This window comes from Xanthobacter autotrophicus (assembly GCF_029991245.1).
GTDB lineage: Bacteria > Pseudomonadota > Alphaproteobacteria > Rhizobiales > Xanthobacteraceae > Xanthobacter > Xanthobacter autotrophicus_C.
This window is the reverse complement of the sequence record NZ_JAIVFO010000417.1, coordinates 1-412: the sequence shown is the minus strand read 5'-3', so window position 1 is coordinate 412 and position 412 is coordinate 1. Positions and strand designations below refer to the sequence as shown.

At 51.2% G+C, this 412-nt stretch carries 1 rRNA gene; it reads right to left on the bottom strand.

Annotation, left to right across the window (positions count from 1 at the left end):
• Positions 1–412 (bottom strand): 23S ribosomal RNA (locus K9U41_RS23485); the annotation flags it as partial.

Sequence of the window (412 nt, the reverse complement as noted above, 5' to 3'; positions counted from 1 at the left end):
TCCTGGCCATGGATAGATCACTTGGTTTCGGGTCTACACCCAGCGACTGGACGCCCTATTCGGACTCGATTTCTCTACGGCTTCCCTATTCGGTTAACCTTGCCACTGAATGTAAGTCGCTGACCCATTATACAAAAGGTACGCAGTCACCCTTGCGGGCTCCTACTTTTTGTAAGCATGCGGTTTCAGGTTCTTTTTCACTCCCCTCCCGGGGTTCTTTTCGCCTTTCCCTCACGGTACTGGTTCACTATCGGTCAGTCAGGAGTATTTAGCCTTGGAGGATGGTCCCCCCATATTCAGACAGGATACCACGTGTCCCGCCCTACTCATCTTCACTGAAATGGCCCTTTCAGATACAGGGCTATCACCTTCTATGGCCGCTCTTTCCAGAGCGTTTTCCTAGAACCAAAGC